Source organism: Paenisporosarcina sp. OV554, from assembly GCF_003058165.1.
In the GTDB taxonomy this organism is placed as follows: Bacteria; Bacillota; Bacilli; order Bacillales_A; family Planococcaceae; genus Paenisporosarcina.
This window is the reverse complement of sequence record NZ_QBUC01000006.1, coordinates 1-18,476: the sequence shown is the minus strand read 5'-3', so window position 1 is coordinate 18,476 and position 18,476 is coordinate 1. Positions and strand designations below refer to the sequence as shown.

At 36.5% G+C, this 18,476-nt stretch carries 16 protein-coding genes; 11 read left to right on the top strand and 5 right to left on the bottom strand.

The features are described from left to right. Positions 1-420: 420 nt before the first annotated feature. Genes C8K15_RS06975 through C8K15_RS06965 form a run of 3 tightly spaced genes read left to right on the top strand, consistent with a single transcriptional unit; the run spans position 421 to position 2,904 of the window. Entirely contained in the window at positions 421-1,353 is a 933-nt protein-coding gene (locus C8K15_RS06975; RefSeq protein ID WP_108585706.1) for an ABC transporter ATP-binding protein, read from the top strand. Then, positions 1,350-2,447: an ABC transporter permease gene (locus C8K15_RS06970; RefSeq protein WP_108585705.1), complete on the top strand. Its 1,098-nt coding sequence runs from the start codon at positions 1,350-1,352 to the stop codon at positions 2,445-2,447. The genes C8K15_RS06975 and C8K15_RS06970 overlap by 4 nt, the downstream gene beginning before the upstream one ends. A gap of 22 nt (positions 2,448-2,469) precedes the next feature. After that, positions 2,470-2,904, top strand: coding sequence for a DUF6526 family protein (locus tag C8K15_RS06965; RefSeq protein ID WP_108585704.1), 435 nt, complete (start codon positions 2,470-2,472; stop codon positions 2,902-2,904). Positions 2,905-2,997: 93 nt separating this feature from the next. Here C8K15_RS06965 and C8K15_RS06960 read toward each other — a convergent pair whose 3' ends face one another. From C8K15_RS06960 to C8K15_RS06950, 3 genes are all read right to left on the bottom strand, one after another. Continuing rightward, positions 2,998-3,420: a VOC family protein gene (locus C8K15_RS06960; RefSeq protein WP_108585703.1), complete on the bottom strand. Its 423-nt coding sequence runs from the start codon at positions 3,418-3,420 to the stop codon at positions 2,998-3,000. A 210-nt stretch (positions 3,421-3,630) separates the two neighbouring features. Then, positions 3,631-5,358 (bottom strand): phosphoenolpyruvate--protein phosphotransferase, encoded by a 1,728-nt coding sequence (gene ptsP, locus C8K15_RS06955; RefSeq protein WP_108585702.1) that lies wholly within the window; start codon positions 5,356-5,358, stop codon positions 3,631-3,633. Beyond that, a complete protein-coding gene (locus C8K15_RS06950) occupies positions 5,358-5,624 on the bottom strand; it encodes a phosphocarrier protein HPr (RefSeq protein WP_108585701.1) in 267 nt (88 codons plus the stop codon). Before C8K15_RS06950 ends, ptsP begins: the two co-directional genes overlap by 1 nt. Positions 5,625-5,767: 143 nt before the next feature. Between C8K15_RS06950 and C8K15_RS06945 the strand changes: the two genes are divergently transcribed. The 4 genes from C8K15_RS06945 (at position 5,768) to C8K15_RS06930 (ending at position 10,920) form a co-directional block, all read left to right on the top strand. Continuing rightward, on the top strand, positions 5,768-6,520 hold the full coding sequence (locus tag C8K15_RS06945) for a DeoR/GlpR family DNA-binding transcription regulator (RefSeq protein WP_108585700.1): 753 nt from the start codon (positions 5,768-5,770) through the stop codon (positions 6,518-6,520). Further along, a complete protein-coding gene (gene pfkB / locus C8K15_RS06940) occupies positions 6,517-7,449 on the top strand; it encodes a 1-phosphofructokinase (RefSeq protein WP_108585699.1) in 933 nt (310 codons plus the stop codon). The genes C8K15_RS06945 and pfkB overlap by 4 nt, the downstream gene beginning before the upstream one ends. Further along, positions 7,446-9,359, top strand: a complete 1,914-nt coding sequence (locus C8K15_RS06935) for a PTS fructose transporter subunit IIABC (RefSeq protein ID WP_108585698.1) — start codon at positions 7,446-7,448, stop codon at positions 9,357-9,359. The genes pfkB and C8K15_RS06935 overlap by 4 nt, the downstream gene beginning before the upstream one ends. A 619-nt stretch (positions 9,360-9,978) precedes the next feature. After that, complete coding sequence (locus C8K15_RS06930) at positions 9,979-10,920, top strand: bifunctional helix-turn-helix transcriptional regulator/GNAT family N-acetyltransferase (RefSeq protein WP_108585697.1); 942 nt, start codon at positions 9,979-9,981, stop codon at positions 10,918-10,920. A 60-nt stretch (positions 10,921-10,980) separates the two neighbouring features. Here the strand turns inward: C8K15_RS06930 and C8K15_RS06925 are convergent, their stop codons facing one another. Beyond that, positions 10,981-11,790: a DUF2935 domain-containing protein gene (locus C8K15_RS06925; protein ID WP_108585696.1), complete on the bottom strand. Its 810-nt coding sequence runs from the start codon at positions 11,788-11,790 to the stop codon at positions 10,981-10,983. A gap of 307 nt (positions 11,791-12,097) precedes the next feature. Between C8K15_RS06925 and C8K15_RS20245 the strand changes: the two genes are divergently transcribed. From C8K15_RS20245 to C8K15_RS06915, 3 genes are all read left to right on the top strand, one after another. After that, positions 12,098-12,271 (top strand): hypothetical protein, encoded by a 174-nt coding sequence (locus C8K15_RS20245; RefSeq protein ID WP_158268268.1) that lies wholly within the window; start codon positions 12,098-12,100, stop codon positions 12,269-12,271. Between the two features lie 461 nt (positions 12,272-12,732). Next, entirely contained in the window at positions 12,733-15,903 is a 3,171-nt protein-coding gene (locus tag C8K15_RS06920; protein WP_108585695.1) for an ATP-binding cassette domain-containing protein, read from the top strand. A gap of 588 nt (positions 15,904-16,491) precedes the next feature. Further along, positions 16,492-16,683 (top strand): hypothetical protein, encoded by a 192-nt coding sequence (locus C8K15_RS06915; RefSeq protein WP_199224074.1) that lies wholly within the window; start codon positions 16,492-16,494, stop codon positions 16,681-16,683. 293 nt (positions 16,684-16,976) lie between these two features. Here C8K15_RS06915 and C8K15_RS06910 read toward each other — a convergent pair whose 3' ends face one another. Then, positions 16,977-17,177, bottom strand: coding sequence for an RNA polymerase sigma factor (locus tag C8K15_RS06910; RefSeq protein ID WP_108585694.1), 201 nt, complete (start codon positions 17,175-17,177; stop codon positions 16,977-16,979). A gap of 498 nt (positions 17,178-17,675) precedes the next feature. Here C8K15_RS06910 and C8K15_RS06905 point away from each other — a divergent pair, with 498 nt between their 5' ends. Continuing rightward, positions 17,676-18,125 (top strand): GNAT family N-acetyltransferase, encoded by a 450-nt coding sequence (locus C8K15_RS06905; protein WP_108585693.1) that lies wholly within the window; start codon positions 17,676-17,678, stop codon positions 18,123-18,125. Positions 18,126-18,476: the final 351 nt, after the last annotated feature.

Below are 18,476 nucleotides of genomic sequence, written 5' to 3'. Positions count from 1 at the left end.
TCCAAGGGGGATTTTCTTTTTCAATGGCTCGTTAAACGATGTTGCTGAAAGTGAGGGAATCTGCGACAAACCTGTGTTTCTGTTTCTGTTTCTGCATCGCTACGCTAGCTTCGAAACATGAAAATGCGTTGCATCGCTACGCTAGCTTCGAAACATGAAAATGCGTTGCATCGCTGCGCTAGCTTCGAAACATGAAAATGCGTTGCAACGCTGCGCTAGCTTCGAAACATGAAAATGTGTTGCAACGCTGCGCTAGCTTCGTTCGCGGATAGGGAGCAGATTCACCCTATCTTTATAAAAAATCCACTGTAAAAGTTAACAGAGTCTTTTCAATAAGCTAGACAGAACAAATGTTCTTCAACCGCTAATTTGGCATTTAAGCGGTTTTGAAACGAAGGATACACGATAGGAGAGTGAAGTATGAACATCCAGCAGGAAAATATGATTGAAGTGAAAAGCTTAGTTAAGAAGTATGGAACCTTTACAGCCGTTAACGGGATTGATTTTACTGTGGGAAAGGGAGAAATATTTGGACTTCTTGGACCGAATGGAGCGGGGAAATCGACGACTTTAGAAATGATGGTGGGGCTCAGGAAACCTGACGGGGGAACCGCAATAATCGGGGGATTTGATATTTCTCGTGACTTGAATAAAGTCAAAGAAGTCATTGGCATCCAGCTTCAATCGACCACACTATTTGAACTGCTAACCGTCGAAGAAATCCTTCGATTATATGGTAGTTTTTATCAAAAAAACGTATCTATCCCTGAATTAATTGAGGAAGTTAGTTTAACGGAAAAGGCCAAAAGTCGAATCAAGACTTTATCAGGGGGTCAGAAACAACGCCTTGCCATTGCGTTAGCTCTTGTTCATGATCCATGGATAATTTTCTTGGATGAACCGACGACAGGTCTCGATCCTCAAGCTAGACGAACACTATGGGATATCGTATTGAAATTAAAAGAAAAAGGCAAGACCACAGTTTTAACCACACATTACATGGATGAAGCACATGTTCTATGTGACCGGATTGCGATTATGGATCAAGGGAATCTAATTGCATTAGATACACCTTCTGGTCTCGTGAAAAGTTTAGAATCTGATAGTGCAGTTGAGTTTCGTTTTGAAGGAGATTTCCTTACGGATGAGCTTGAATCACTTGATGGTGTGAAGCAAGTCGGCAAGAATAAGGATACCTATGTGATTTATACTGACGATCTTCAAGTGACTTTAATTAGTTTGATTCAATTGACTTCAATGAAAAACTTGAAATTGACCGATCTTCAAACTAGAACGTCCACGTTAGAAGACGTCTTTATTCACATGACAGGAAGGAGTCTGAGAGAAGAATGAAAGCATATTGGCAACTAACACTAGCCCAATTACGCATTTTCCTTCGTAATCGCCAGGTTCTTTTCTGGACGCTTGCATTCCCTATTTTTCTAATGGTGATGCTTGGTAGTTTTTTAGGAGATGGCAATGGAGTGTCCGTTTCGATTGGTGTAGTAGATCAAGATCAAACATCTCAATCGAAAGAATTCTCAAACTTACTTGCTAAAAATGAAGCGGTTCATCTTGAATCAAGCAACAGCAAAGAGAAAGCACTTGATCAAGTGAAAAATGGAGATATTCAACTCGTAGTTGTAATCCCACAAGGGTATGAAGCGATGATGAAAGACTCTGCAAATACGAAGACATTTGAGGTTCCTGTTTATTATAATGAAACCAACCTAGCAGTTTCCCAAATAGGTTTGACCATTGTAAATAGTGTAATTGATGGGATTAGTAAAGAAAAAGTAAATTACACACCAAGCATCGTGACTAATTCAAGTGGAATTGAAGCCTTGGATTTGAAATATATAGATTTCTTAGTACCAGGAATTTTAGCCATGATGATTATGACTAACAATATGAATGGCGTAGCAGGGCAGATTGCCGCATGGAGAGAACGTGGGATTTTGCGAAGAATGCAAGGGACGACGTTAAAAGCTTCTACTTTTATCGCTGCTCAGATTACAGCAAGACTCATGCTAAATGGATTACAGGCACTTATTGTATTAGTAGTAGCAAACCTCATTTTCGGGGTTAGTGTAAACGGTTCATGGATCAGTTTAATTACATTTGTTGTTTTAGGAACACTCGCTTTTATGGCCATTGGCTTTATTATTGCAGGAATTGCCAAAACACCTGAAAGCGCAGCACCAATTGCTGGTTTCTTATCATTTCCCATGTTGTTTTTAGGGGGCGTATTTTTCCCGGTTCAAGATATGCCAGCTTTTATCCAGCCGATTGTTAACGTGTTACCGATTTCTCATTTAAGTCATGTAATACGTGAAACGATGAACGTAGGTACTCCTTTTATGGAATTAGGTTCTGATGCGTTAATCTTAGCATGCTGGGCCGTTGGAGCATTCATCGTGGCAAGCTTTACTTTTAAATGGGAATAAATAAACTTAAAAGGAGATTATTATGGAAAATCAAAATTATAAAACACATGTAAGGATGGACCCTCTTTATCATTACGTTTTAACTTTACTATTGTTAGCGACTTTGATCGTGTCGATTATCAATATGGTCAGCTCACTTAATGCAGAAGAAAACGTTATGCAATCTGTTTTACTTTTACTTATCACAGTTGCCATAATTATTATCGCAATCCTTGTCAGACTATACCCATTGAAGAGCCAAGATCGAGCAATACGAGCGGAAGAAAATTTACGACATTTTGTATTAACTGGTAAATTACTAGATTCAAAACTAAGTCATAGTCAAATTATTGCTTTACGTTTTGCAGATGAAGAGGAGTTTCCAATTCTTTGCGAACGTGCAGTCAAAGAGAATTTGAATTCTAAAGAGATTAAAGAGGCTATTGTAAACTGGAAAGCAGATAATAATAGAGTTTAAGAATCTCATATAAGTAAAAACCCCGTTGAAATGTTAGTTTTCAACGGGGTTTTTACATTTTCTATTTGAAGAAGATTTTCATAAAAAAAGTACTTACATTTCACCATTTCCATAGTTAAATTGCCATTCAATCCCAAATTTGTCTTTAACACTTCCGTAACATTTGCTCCAGAATGTTTCTTGAAGCTCCATTCCAACAGTTCCGTCTACTTTTAATTGATTAAATAATGACTTAATCTCATCCAAGTCTTCACTAACTATTGCTAGGCTAATGTTCGTTCCTTCAACATAAGGCATACCAGGGAATGTATCAGAAAACATAACTAGGCTACCGCACATGTTAAGACGAGTGTGCATAATAAGATTTTTAGCTTCTTCCGGTAGAGGGTACTCTTCACTTGGCGGCATTTCACCAAAGGTCATAATTTTTGGTTCTTCTGTCTTAAATACTTCTACGTAATATTCTACAGCTTCTCGGCAATTCCCATTAAAGTTCAAATATATTTCAATAGCCATTTACTACACTCCCTTATTCATTAGTGTCTATTATTGCAATATTACAAAATATTTTAACATCTAAAGTATATCACTAAAAACATCATCCAAGAATCCTTTTTATCATGAAAACGATTAATCTAAAAATAAAAGGAGGGTAGTTTCAGCATCTGTCAAACAAATAAAAGCATGTAATTCCATGGAGGAAGTTACATGCTTTTATTGTTTATATCATTTTTTCATTCCACTTAACTTATTCATATATGACACTACTTCTTCAGAGGTAGACAAGGATAGAATAGCGTCAATATGACTTTCCATTTCCATTTTAGATAGCTTACTAATTTGTGTGCGAGCTTTCAAGATTGAAGAAGCACTCATTGAAAACTCATCTAGTCCGAGTCCTAGAAGGATAGGGATGGCTATTTCATCTCCAGCCATTTCACCACACATCCCGGTCCATTTCCCTTCCTTGTGAGCCGCGTCAATAACGTTTTTCACAAGGCGAAGGATAGCTGGGTTAAACGGTTGATAAAGGTAAGAGATACGTTCATTCATACGATCAGCAGCCATTGTATACTGAATCAAATCGTTCGTTCCTATTGAGAAGAAATCTACCTCTTTAGCAAAAATATCTGCCATGACTGCTGTTGAAGGAATTTCAACCATGATACCGACTTCGATTGTGTTACTAACTTCAATCTGTTCATTTTCAAGCTTCGCTTTTTCTTCAAGGAAGAGCGTTTTTGCTTGTCTGAATTCCTCAATAGTTGCAATCATCGGGAACATAATCTTTAAATTCCCATGAATACTAGCTCGCAACAAAGCACGAAGTTGTGTTCTGAACATATCTTCCATTTCTAAACAAAGACGAATAGCACGTAAACCTAAAAATGGATTCAGTTCTTTCGGTAATTGTAAATAGGAGAGCTCTTTGTCGCCACCAATATCAAGAGTACGAACAACTGTTGGTTTTCCATCCATTTGTTTAAGAACGGATGAATAAGCCTCAACTTGCTCATCTTCTGTTGGAAACTGATTGCGCCCCATATAAAGAAATTCAGTTCGGTATAAACCGATTGCTTCACCACCGTGTTCAAGAACACCTACGACATCTTTAGGCGTGCCAATATTAGCCCCAAGTTCCACATGATGACCGTCAGAAGTTACGGTAGCTTCATTTTTTAACCTTGCCCATTCGGATTTTTGCAATTCGTAGCTTGCTTTTTTATCCTCATAACGAGCAATTGTTTCCGCATCTGGATTTACGATGATGTCTCCATTCAGACCGTCCACAATCACCGTCATGCCGTTTCGTATAGAAGACATAACTGTCTGTGCTCCAACAACAGCAGGAATTTCAAGAGTACGAGCCAAGATAGCAGAGTGCGATGTCCGTCCACCGATGTCTGTAATAAAGCCTTTTACATATAGCGGATTCAACTGAACGGTATCAGAAGGAGTCAAATCTTCTGCAATGATAATCACTTCGTCAGTTATTATGCTCGGACTTTGAATGGATACACCTAATAAATGTGCTAATACACGTTTCGTCACGTCACGGATATCCGCTGCACGTTCCTTCATGTAATCATTGTCCATCGACTCAAATAGACCGATGAACATATTCGAAGTCTCTTGTAAGGCGAACTCTGCATTGATATTTTCTGACCTGATTTTTTCTGTGATGGGTCCAAGTAATTCTGGATCACTCAAGACAAGAAGGTGTGCACTGAAAATGGCAGCTTCTTCATCATTCATTTGTTGTGCTGTGTGCTCTTTAATTATTTCGAGTTCTGATTTTGATTGGTCGACGGCTGATTCAAAGCGAGTCAGCTCAGCATCGGTATTTGAAATAGCCGCTTTTTCAACAATTAATTCCGGATTTTCAAGTCTGAAAGCTTTGGCAATGGCAATTCCATTTGACGCTGCAATTCCGGATAATAATTTTTGATTCATTAATTGCCAATTCCTTGCGTTTCCATGATCTCTGCTACTTTAGCCATTGCTTGTTCTTCATCTTCTCCGTTAGCTACGATGTTGATGTTTGCACCAGATGAAACGCCAAGAGACATGACACCTAATATCGATTTTAAATTCACTTTTTTGTCATTCCACTCAAGTGTTACTTCAGATTTAAACGGAGCAAGAGCCCCTACTAAAACTGATGCTGGACGTGCATGAATACCTTCTGCAGATGTAATGTTATATTGTTTTTCAATCATTGAAATTCCTCCTCTAATTTTATGTTTCATACATGTAGTCAAGCTGTTTCTGAATGATTTTGACTGTTCTTGATTGATTATGATTGATTCTGAAAGCGATTTCAAGTAATATCTATTTTAATAACAATAAAGAAGGTGTCAATGTGTTAACAAATGAACGACATGACATGATATTAAACTTATTAGCTGAGAAACAAACGATTAAAATACAAGATATTGTAGACGCTACGGGTTCTTCAGAATCTACGATAAGAAGAGATTTGACGGAGCTTGAAAATCAACATAAGTTAGAACGGGTCTTCGGTGGTGCAACATTATCAGACCGAAATTCAGTAGAGCCAAGTATCGTAGATAAGTCTACCAAAAACCTTCAAGAAAAGAAACGCTTAGCTAAATTTGCAGCTTCTTTCATTAAAGAAGGCGATTGCATTTTTCTTGATGCTGGTAGTACTACATTTCAAATGATTCCTCATTTAAAGGACAAAGACATTGTCGTTGTTACTAATGGACTTACGCATATTGACTCACTTAATGAGTATGGAATTACTACGTATTTAACTGGTGGCTTAATCAAGTCCAGAACGGCAGCGCTTGTTGGCTCACAAACCATTCAATCTGTACAAAGCTATCGATTTGATAAATGCTTTCTTGGAGTAAATGGTTTTCATGAGAACTATGGATATACGACACCAGATCCTGAAGAGGCTTCAATAAAGAAATTAGCTAGTTCACTTTCTAAAAAAACGTATGTGGTTGCAGATCACTCGAAACATGAAAAAGTAAGTTTCACTAAAATCCTAGATTTAGAAGAGGCCGTTTTACTTGTAGATAATCTCCCATTGGAAGCCCTTAAGTCATTGGAACAAAAGACTACAGTAAAGGTTGAGATAACATGATTTATACATGCACCATTACACCATCAATTGACTACACCACCTATTTATCCGATTTTCATACAGGTGCACTTAATCGGACAAATGAAGTGTTTTATTATCCAGGAGGTAAAGGGATCAATGTATCACGAGTGTTAAAACGTTTAAACGTCGATAGCATTGCGCTCGGATTTGTTGGTGGGTTTACAGGAACCTATATTGAACAGTTTCTAATGAAGGAAGGTATTGATACTGACTTCATAGAAACGGACGAAATTACACGAATCAATGTGAAGATCAAAGCTCAAGAAGAAACGGAATTGAATGGACCGGGTCCAGTGATAAATACACAACAACAAATGGTTTTAACTAACAAAATCAGAACATTGAAAAAAGGGGATTGGTTTGTCCTCGCTGGAAGTTTACCAGAGTCGATACCTCAAACGTTCTTTATGGAAATCGCATCGATTTGCAATGATCAAAATGTCCATTTCGTTTTAGATACATCTGGACCTGCTCTTAAAGAGTTAGTTCTTACACAACCCTTTTTAATTAAACCGAATGAACATGAGTTAGGCGAATTATTCGATACAATCATAGCGAATAAACAGGAAGCCTGCCACTATGCCAAAAGACTAGTGAATCAAGGTGTTCAACACGTCATCGTTTCAATGGGAGAAGAAGGTGCACTTCTTGTTACTAAAGACCTTGTTGTTTCCGCAGAAGCACCGAAAGGAAAAGTTGTAAACACGGTGGGTTCTGGAGATTCACTCATATCTGGATTTATCGCATCATTTACCAACGATAAAGATGCAGAAAAGGCATTCCGATATGGTGTAGCCAGTGGTAGTGCCACCGCTTTCCGCTCAGATTTATGTGAAAAAAGTGATGTTGAGTCATTGGTAGAACAAGTATTACTACACCCATTCCAGGAACAGGATGTGGCAGGATGAAAATTACACAGTTATTGACAGAACATACGATTATATTGGATTTACAAGCAAGTTCCAAACAAGATGTGTTGACCGAGTTAATTGGCAAGTTAGACGAAGCAGGCAAGCTGAAAGATAAAAAATCGTTTACGAGAGACATATTAGCGCGTGAAGAACAGAGTACCACTGGTATTGGGGATGGTATTGCGATTCCTCATGCGAAGTCAGTTGCTGTAAAAGGACCTGCCATCGCATTTGGACGATCTCTTGCTGGACTTGACTATGCATCACTTGATGGCCAACCCGCTCATCTATTTTTCATGATTGCAGCAAGTGAAGGTGCAAATAATGATCATTTAGATGCTCTTTCAAGATTAGCTACTTTCTTAATGGATTCAAATTTCAGACAGAAAATACTTGAAGCAACATCTATTGAAGAAGTACTAAGAGCTGTGAACGATAAGGAAACAGAAGTGGATGGACCTGAAGAAGACATTAGAACAGAACATACGAATAATTCTGCAGCTTCTTCTAAGAAAATTCTAGCGGTTACTGCTTGTCCAACAGGTATTGCGCATACGTACATGGCTGCTGAAAAGTTGAAAGAACGAGCAAAAGAATTGGGCATTTCACTCAAAGTAGAAACAAACGGATCAAGTGGAGTGAAGAATCGCTTAACTGACGCAGATATCGCAGAAGCAGATGCCATCATCGTTGCTGCTGACACAAAAGTTGAAATGGCTCGTTTCAATGGAAAACCTGTGATTCAGGTCAAAGTTGGTAAGGCAATACACGAGACTGATATTTTACTAAATCGTGCAATCACAAATGACGCACTAATTTACCACCACGACTCAACTAAAGAAGAAACTACAGGAAAAGAATCGAGCAATGGTTTTTATAAACACTTGATGAATGGTGTTTCTAACATGTTGCCATTTGTAGTCGGTGGTGGGATCTTAATCGCCATTTCATTCTTCTGGGGAATTAATTCAGGTAATCCAGAAAGTCCAGAATACAATGCATTTGCAGCGATGCTAGGCACAATCGGTGGTGCTAAAGCATTCTTCCTTATGGTTCCAGTACTTGCCGGATTTATTGCCAGCAGTATAGCGGATCGTCCAGGTTTTGCACCAGGTATGATTGGTGGTTTAATCGCCATTACAGTAACAGGCGTAGAAGGAGCTAGTGGAGGATCTGGTTTTCTAGGCGGGATTATCGCTGGTTTCCTTGCAGGATATGTCACGTTGTTTGTTAAGAAAATGTTCTCGAAATTACCAGAAGCACTTGAAGGTTTGAAACCAGTATTATTTTTCCCGTTATTCAGTATTGCCATTACCGGGATTATCATGATGCTTGTAAATCCACAATTAACGAAAGTGTATACAGGCATATCTTCATTTTTAGAGGGACTAGGTGGAACAAACGCAGTACTCGTAGGATTAATATTAGGTGGAATGATGGCTATCGATATGGGTGGACCCATCAATAAAGCAGCTTACACATTCGGCATTGCGATGCTCGATGCACAAAACTTCACGTATATCGCGACAGTTATGGCAGCGGGGATGGTACCTCCACTTGGAATGGCATTAGCGACGACAATGTTCAAAAATCGTTTCACAAAGCCGGAAAGAGAAGCAGGGAAGACCGCTTATGTCCTAGGGGCATGCTTTATAACAGAAGGAGTTATTCCATTCGCTGCAGCTGATCCAGCACGTGTCATTCCTTCTGCAGTAACTGGGGCAGCTATAGCTGGTGGACTTGTTATGTTGTTCGATATCAATCTACGGGCCCCTCACGGCGGAGTATTCGTCATGGGACTTGTTGATGGAGGCATCGGTAAAGTTATGCTATACGCTCTAGCAATAATTGCAGGTTCGATTGTTACAGCTTTAATGGCTGGATTGCTAAAAAAGAAAATCGCATAATATAGTAGAAAAGCCATCTCTTAAACTCTTAAATGAGTACGAGATGGCTTTTTTTACTTAGTTGAAAATGGTGATTAAATCTTATATATAAATTTTGGTAAATATAGCACATATCAAGCTTATATACCATATTAACCATGTGCTGATTGGTTGAAAAAGGTATAATTAAGTAGTAATAGAATAGGTACTCAAGGGTGGTTGGCTCACTCCCGATTGAAAGGGGGTGGTGCCATGTCAGTATTTGAAGCATTGATGTTTGCAGTAACGTTCGCAGCATTGATTGTGTCAATTCTGTCTTTTAACCATAAAAAATAACCCATCCTTGAGTTAGCCGCTCAGATGGGTCATTCCTACCATTTAGTAGCCAATCCCCTTGATGGGAACCTGCTATTACGTCGATCGTTGGTGTTAGCGCACCAACGATCTTTTTTAGTTTACGCTTTAATAAGTATTATTATAACATATTGAAAAATACTTACAAATACATTGGCATCTCGATAAGGGTACAGTAGAACGTTTTTGAATCTTTAAAAGCTCGCTTCACTTATAGTTGACTTAGTCAACTATATTGAATATACTGTTTATAGAAAAAATATTCAGAATATAAGAGGTGTCTAAAATGGAACAAATTCAACCTATAGAAAAAATCAGGAAATTTAATAGAAATTATGCAAATGTTTTAGGGAAAATCGATCAAGAAATTTATAATCAGCCTTTTCCTCTTACAGAAGCACGTGTTATTACTGAACTGCATTTAAATAATGGCACTACTGCGACGGAAATTAGAGAAAAATTAGGAATAGACCGTGGTTATATGAGCAGGATACTTCAAAAGTTTGAGAATGATAGTATTATTACTAAAAAACGGTCATCAAATGATCAACGTCAGTTTTCACTCCATTTAACAAAGAACGGTGAAGTAATCTATAACGGCTTAGTCGAAAAAGCTAATCATGGTGTAGAGAAAATGATTGAATCTATTTCTAAACCTGATTTGTCCCAACTGATAACATCCATGGAAATCATTGAATCTATTTTTTCTAAGGAATATTCTACCGCTCGATCAGAAGTCACTATTCGCCCTTTTGAAGCCGGGGACGTCGGGTTTATTGCTCATCTTCATGGGGTTTTATACGATAAAACATATAAATTTGGACCGATGTTCGAATATTACGTTATGAAAGGCTTAGCAGAATTTATGATTAATAGAGATGGAGGAGAGCTGTGGATTGCTGAGGTCAATGGGCAAATCGTTGGTTCGATTGCAATAACTAAATCAAAAGATACGGTAGCTCAACTTAGATGGTTTGTTCTTGATGAAAAATACCAAGGTCTAGGTATAGGGAAGAAGCTAATGGAGACCGCTATCAATTTCTGTCACAATCAAGGATTTGAACATGTGTTCTTATGGACCGTGAGTATTTTGGAAACGGCCCGCTATCTATACAAAAAATACAATTTCACATTGACTGAAGAAAAATCAAATGATGAATGGACTGGAACCGAATTAATAGAAGAAAGATGGGATTTAAATCTTTCTAAAGTTAAAACTTCTATTTAAATTGATTGCTTTTAATAAAAATAAAAGGAAAAAGGAGAGGTTTGTAGCCTCTCCTTTTATTTACATTGCCGTGGATTCTTTTTCGTTCGACGTTAGGCTTACTTCAAAAATATCAATGATTTCAATAAATCGTTCTGCTTCTCTAAATACATGATCAGCCAAGAGTGGGTGGATGTTACTTTTTATACGACATTCTTCGATTAAATCTCGTGCAGTCTTCTTAAAGTTTCTTAAGGAAACAACGGAGACTCTGTTTTGATCAAGGAATTGATCTAATAGTGCAGGCGTTTCCGACTCAGGTCTCATACTATCTAAATCAACAGCCTGGAACAAAAGTTGATCAAAATCGTGACTGAAATCTCGTGCTTGGTCAACTAATTTACGTTCGCTAGGATCTAAAAGATGTCCAATAAACTTAGCATGGTCAGCCATTATTTTTAAGAAAAAGACATTCTCTTTTATAATAGCTTCTGGTAAAGGTTGTAATTTTCCTTCGTTGAGTTCTTTTAATCGATTGGCAAAATAAGCAGCTTCCCTACTCGTATGATCGACCAGTAAAGCGTAATTATTTGAACGAATCTCGCAGCGTAGTATGAGTCCTAACACCTTTCTTTTATAAGCCCATATATTGGCCACTGCTTGGTAGACGTGAACGTTAAAAGCTTCAATTTGACGAGGGTCAGTGTGTACTGTATAGCCGTTTAATTGTTCCTCAATTCTTTCGAATACAACAATAAATGCTTTTGCTTCATCAATTAGTTTTTGCTCATTATAAGTAAATCCAAGACTTAGAAAAAGTGCATGCTCCTTCATTATTCTAGCCCAAAATCGAATTTCATCCAATGACCTTACAACAAACGCATTAGCCATTATTCTCCTCCTTTTTAAGCACAGTTCATACTATGTCTAATCAAATAAGAAAATGTCTTTTAAAACCTAAAGGAAGTTAACAAAACCTCCACCGATACATGAATTGCTTCAACGCAACTAGATAAACAAATTAAGTGGAAACTGATGTCGTTTTCATCTTTTTAGTTCTCAATAGCCGTATCTATAGATATTATTGATGTATGTAACGTTATTCCAATTTAACCCAATAAAACCAAAATTATTTGAATTATAGGCATAATGGATTCCCTCATAATATGCATATATGAGGGAAGAGGATCATTTGCGGGTGAATCGAAAGGAGAAAACGGATAAAATGCTTGATTTCACAAAAAACTTGTTCCTTGATGCGTTCGCTTCAATAAGTGGGTTCATTTATGGATTTTTAGTTATTGGAGTAGTCATCGGTATTATAGGAATTATCATTTACCTGTTTTTAACGATTAAATATTTAATAGTGTAATTTAAGCTTTGTTGAAGATTATGGTAAAAGGATTATGGAGGGTAATCAATGAAAAAATCTATTGCAGCCAGTATTCTTTAAACGATCTTCTACAATCGGGCGCTTTTCCGGAACACGGAAAGCGTCATTTTTAATGGAATAAAGGATTGAGTTAAATAACAAGTTTTGTAATAATTGTAATTTAGCAAACGTGGCAGGATGGTTGTAGAAGCTTTTATAATATAACTGAGAGTTTAAGTAAATACTTTGTGGGGTTGCGTTGAAAAAAGGACCACTACTTGCTGGATTTGGGCCATGAAATTGTTTCTTCAAAACGGTATAAGTGAATATATAACAAGAAATTTAGAAATCTTCGTCATACAATTAGTATGAGATTGTCGATTCGAAAAAAACACAACAAATTCATTTGAAGTTTTACTAACATGGCAATACTAAATTTAGAGAATGGAGAGGATATCACTATGAAAATAAATCAATTAATTTCGAACAATATTAACAAATTAGATGCAGTACTACCAGTAGATAAATCGTTAGGAATTGCTGGACTATCTGGATCTGGTAAAACAACTTTTTGTCAAACAATTGGTGAAGAATCCAAGAAGCGTCTCGTTTCCTTATTGCCAAAGGCTGAATATCAGTATTTATTTTCCAATATTATGGAAACCAATTTCAGTGCCATCAAAATGGAAGAAATGCCTTTAGTACTTTTTCTCGGAAAATCATCCATTTCTTCCAATCCACGTTCAACAATTGGCACACATACTGGCGTTTTTAAAGAGATTCGTGTTACTCTTGCTGAAAAATTTAATCTTTCTCCGGAAGTGTTTTCATTTAATAATGCATTAGGCTGGTGTCCTGAGTGTAAAGGGCGCGGTACTACCAAAAATGTCGAATGTAAAAAGTGTGAGGGCAGGCGCTATAATCCAGAAGTTGAGCAATATAAGATAGAATTATTGGATCAACCACATAGTATTTCCGATATCAACAACTTAAACATTGAATCGATTCTTTCCCTTAGAGAAGAATTACATATTAGTGAAGCGAGACAACATATTCTTAAAAATATTATCAATATGAATATTGGTTACTTAACATTAAATCGCATTATGGGTACATTGTCAGGTGGAGAATTAACACGACTTTACTTGGCAGAATTCATGGCAACAAGTGAAAATACCGTTATTATAATTGATGAAATCTCCGTGGGTCTCGATCACCAAACACTATTGAAAATTTTAGAAGAGATTAAACAATTGGGGTATAAGAATCAAATTTGGATCATTGACCATTCTGACACGGTGCTTAACACAGCGGAAGAGCAATTGTTCTTTGGACCTGGTAGTGGTAAATACGGTGGGAAAATTGTTGAAGAATCCCCACGTCCAAAACCAATCACTTGGGAACGAAATCAGACAATACCAACAGAATACTATCAATTTCATGATCTTTACCGTCGTAATATTCAAATGGCTGAAATTCAGATTCCCAAAAATAGAATTGTCACTTTTACGGGGGAGTCTGGATGTGGTAAATCTACACTTGTCAATGAGTGTATGGCCAAAGATTTTCTGAAACGATATCCAAAAGATAGACTAGTAATGGTTGGTCAAGATCGAAACCAATCGATTACTAGTCGGTCAACAGTTGCGACGTTTCTTGATATTAAAAAGAAACTCACAAAATATAGTGAAGATATTGATGATATTTTTCAGCGCTCGATTGAAGATATTATAGATGAACTGCCAAAGGAAGACATCGTGCATAAACGCTTAAGCTTATTGATCAAACTTGGACTTGGATATTTGACGTTGGAAAGAAAAACACAGTCTTTATCGACTGGTGAATTTCAATGTGTCCATTTAGTTTCTGAACTGTTTGCCAACTCAAGAAACCCACATACGCTTTTTATTTTTGACGAGCCTTCAAAAGGTTTATCACAAAATATTTTAAATCAATTCATTGATAGTGTCAGGGTCATTCTGCAGGATGAATCTGTCTCAATGATAATGATTGAACATAATTCTTATATGCTAGAAAACTCTGATTTTATCGTTGATTTTGGTAAAAGGCAGCTTGCACCTGTTCAATACCTTGATGTTGTCAGTCATGATGATTATTACCGTCAACAAAACAGTACGGATAGAGTTGCTCCATTGCAAATTTCTTCAACTATCAATCAACAAAATGGAATTAACTATTTAAAAGAAAATCAGATTGCTTATTTTAAAAATGCAGAAAACGTCTATAAGGGCGGCATCTTAAAAAGCTTATCATCAATGGCTCGTTTGATTTATGGTGAATATGAATCTGAAACAATTGCACCCGTCATCGCCATTGATCTGGAACGTCACTTGTATAGTCAATATAGTTTTCTCTATGAAATGGGTGGATTGATCAACCATATTATTGCGGCGCATCCAACCAATAAAGATACGAGTGGCTTCGATTTCTATTATCAAGACAATCATTGTCCAAGCTGCTCGGGCCGCCGGGTGATTGAAAAATTTGATTTTGATGTTGTTATTCAGGACAAGACCGCACCATTCTGGGATGGCCTATTGCATCCAGACGTGATGGAGGTTTTAAAATACTATCAATATCCAAAATTGCAATTCATCTTTGATGAGATTAAGAATGAGCTCGGTCAGGATATAAGCAAAAATTATAACGAGATGACAGAAGCAGAAAAGCATACCTTTTTATATGGGTATTGGGAAAAGTCATTCTATGATAAAGCAGGCAAGGCATCGAGAACTTGGGAAGGCTTTAATCTCATCATAGGGCGCTATATGTTCATATCGAAATCGATTATTAAAGAGCATATAAAAGAATCCAAAGAAATGATTACCTGTCCAATCTGTCAAGGAACCGTGCTAAATCATCATAAAAAGCTAAAATTTGGCGACACGGATATTCGTGAGGTTATTCAACAGCCTCTTGATCAAGTGATGAAAACCGTTGGCGATTTACAGATACTAGAAAAAATGAAAGCTATTGTCGGCGGTAATATAGTTTTGACGGAAGATGTCTCTCTGTTGCCTAGGGAAACACAAGTCGCTCTGAAAATGCTTGAACTAGAGCTGGCAAGCTTTGCCCGCTATGAAATCGTTTTACAAAATGCCCTGCCATTCTGGGACAGTATTAGCGGCAATATACAAGCGATCAGCATTAATAATCGGATTACCATCTGTGATTTTGCCAATATCACAGAAACGAGAGAAACCATCATTGATAAGTATTTCACCAATGGAAAATACAAAAAACTGACGTATGTCTATGAAGCGTTAGGTTACAAAAAAATTGTCACCCTAATTAATAAGATAAAAGCAAGTCACCCATGTCCATTCTGTAAAGGGAAGAAAGTAATATCGGAAGATGGGCTCCATGATGGCGTTTATAAATTATCGGTACCATGTGTTAGTTGTTATGCAAGTGGCATCAATGATGAAGGGCGTAAGGAAATCGTCGAGGGCATAGACGTGCAAACATGGCTAACTAGCAAAGTAAGTGATGTTGTTACTGAAAGCTTAAATCTTGAGCGTGTTGCAGATCTTCTAATTTTCAAGCGTATTCGTGAGTTGAATAAACAAGAAATGATGGCGATTTACCAATTCCTTGAGCAAAATAATTAAACTAGAATTATTAAAACAAGCGATATTTTAATACAGAGCTAGATGTCAGTCAGTGAAGAATACTCATTTGCAATAATAAATTGCAAATGAGTATTCATTCTATCCTGTAGAGGAGCTGTCAATCTAGATAGACAAAAGAACGGAGAAAATCTACTTATTATCTAAGCATGCCTATCAAAGCAAAAGTCTTTATGAATGCTTTCAATCTATTGTATAAAAGAATTAATAGAAGGAAAGGAAACACCAAATATATAAAAATATTATTCAACAATCGGGCGCTTTAATGAAGTAACGGAAAAGCCCATTTTCTCAAGGATGTTCTCTTATTCAACTAACGGGTGCTTAGTTGAAGAACAGGAGATCGTCATAAATGTCTGCGAATAATAAAGTTGATTAAAATATAATAAAGTTGTTTAATAAAATACTTTAAAATGAAAAGCTGACACTAAATAAATATTGTGTCGGCTTTTACCAATTACTTCACAATAATAGTAGAAAGTGTTATTCAACTAAAGGGCAGGCAACTAAAACACTACTAAAATTAATGTATAATGAATTAACACGATAAAAGATAGCAGGTGAAAGATAATGATGGAACTACTAGGTGCATTTTCATCAACGATTTTAGGCTTTATTTTATGTATTGCAGGTATTTTGTATATGAGAAAGGCTCAAAAAAAGAAACCTTTACCGCATATACTATGGTATCCAGCTTGGACTCGTATTAGTTGCCCTATTAGCTCTTTCCGTATTTTGGGATGCCTTAACGGTGATGCCTAAGATTTTAAAGGGAGATCATGACACAGTAAAGGGTGCATGTTCAGTTGAATATTATGGCTCAGAATAACTATGCTTCTATAATGTAGCTTAAGAGTTAGTATGGCATTTTGAAGTTCACGACAATTTTCCGTGTTAATTAATCGATTCTCATCTGTTGCAACGTAGTGGCTCTTATGCCCATTTCCTTTTAAAAGTTGCGGGAGTAAATTAATCAATTTTTGTTTTCTTTTAAGATCAATAGCGGTATTCTTTGCGATTTAAAGTATCCATGTCTTTTTCTTGCTCACGTCTTTTTATTGATGTATATTTTTCATCACTTTTATAAAAGTTTCTTGTGTTATGTCTTCTGCTTCCTGTTTATTATTTGTAAAGTACAATGAGAAATGATAAACATCGTCACGAAACTCGTCGTATAATTCTTCAATCATTAATTTCTCCGACATCATGCCCATCCCTCCAATCCAATTTTGGAAAAGTGCCTGTTTATATATCACAAGATAGTTTCTCCGGAGGATTAATTGGTTTGCTCAAACTTGCGTACGATTGGGATGGAAAAGAGTATGTTGTAAAGCAGATAAAGTTTTTACCATATAATTCTGATGATGAACAATTTTTCTTCCCATACTAACTAATTCAGCCGAACTATTTGGAAGTTATTGTACTAACGGGTGCTTTAGTTGAATTAGGACCACTGAAAAATATCGTTCTTATTTACAAACAGCAAACGAAAAGAAACCATTTTGATCAATCTTTTTTCAAAATGGTTTTGTAGCTTTGAGATAAAGATTGATAATTTAAAACAAAGTTCGATAATTTCTTAAAAGTTCGATTATTTATAATAAAGTTAGATTAAAAATTATCTCACCTATAACTTTTCTTATATTTGAGGTGATTTTTTGTTGGATATTTATGTTAATATCACAAAGAGTGTGAAAAAATGTCCTACGAAGCAGTTTAGTAGAAGAAGAAAATTAATTGAATGAGGGATTAACTTGATAAAAAAAATTGACATTAGTATTAATAAAAACGCTGAAAATATTTTGGAAATTCAAATACCAGCCTATAAGGTAGAGGCAGAAATAATTGGTTCTTATGACATACCACCATTAAAAGATACAATTGATACTTTGAAACAATGCGGAGAAACTTTCTTTGGTTATTATTTAAATGAAGAACTATGCGGGGCAATATCAATAAAAGTAGAGGATGATGAAGTTGATATACATAGGTTAATCGTACATCCAAACTATTTTAGAAAAGGACTTGCACAGAAACTCTTAAATTTCATTGTAAGTAAGTTCGAGATTGAAACAATAAAAGTAGCAACAGGTTCTAAAAATGCTCCTGCAGTTAGTTTTTATAAAAAGAATGGATTTCAAAATATTAAAGAAGTCACAGTAAATGAACAACTATCCTTAACCTTTTTTGAGAAAAAATTATAATTTTTCTTATTGAAGTAATGGATGCTTTAGTTGAAGAACCGGCTGCCTTTACAGGGCAGACACCAATCCCAATTAATTGAGTTAACAGGGCGTTGATCCTAGAAGGATTAACGCTTTTTTTGTGGAACTTATTTAACTAACGGGGCAGCATTCCTGTTTGAAGGATGTTCGAGGTCTTGAAAGAAAAAGAGCCCTCTAGTATGATGCTGAGTGTCAACGTCGAAATTGACCCATCATCAAACTAGGAGGACTTCTTTATGCAGTTTAAATGCAATGAAAAAATTAATCAAGTGACTGAAAATACACTCGTTGTCGGTATGGATATTGCCAAGCGTGTTCATTATGCGTGCT